1 protein-coding gene is annotated in these 307 nt (G+C 60.9%); it reads right to left on the bottom strand.

Annotated elements, in window-relative coordinates:
• Window positions 1-307, bottom strand: a 307-nt coding sequence (locus WFM49_RS18550; protein ID WP_336974859.1) for an autotransporter-associated beta strand repeat-containing protein, incomplete at both ends; no start/stop codon positions are given.

Below are 307 nucleotides of genomic sequence, written 5' to 3'. Positions count from 1 at the left end.
CTGTGTGTCGCCATAGCGGTTGGCGGTGTTGGACAGGCGCAGGGTACCTGCGCCTTCTTTAATCAGATCGCCGCTCCCGCCGATTTGGCCGCTCAGGCCCAGTTCGGTGTTGTCCGCCACATCCAGATGAGCGGTTTGGCTCAGGGTGATCTGGCGGCTCATGCCAAAAGAGTCCGTCGTGGCTAAGGTGCCGCCCTGGAAGTCCAGTGCGCCCGAGCCTAAATTGCTGTCCTGGCTGACGACGACGCGCCCTTCATGCAGGGTGGTGCCGCCTTCATAGGTATTGGTACCGGCCAAGATCATCGTT

Origin of the sequence: Alcaligenes sp. PF14, from assembly GCF_037150615.1 — a bacterium.
GTDB classification, from domain to species: Bacteria; Pseudomonadota; Gammaproteobacteria; order Burkholderiales; family Burkholderiaceae_B; genus Alcaligenes; species Alcaligenes phenolicus.
This window is presented reverse-complemented; position numbering and strand designations above follow the sequence as displayed.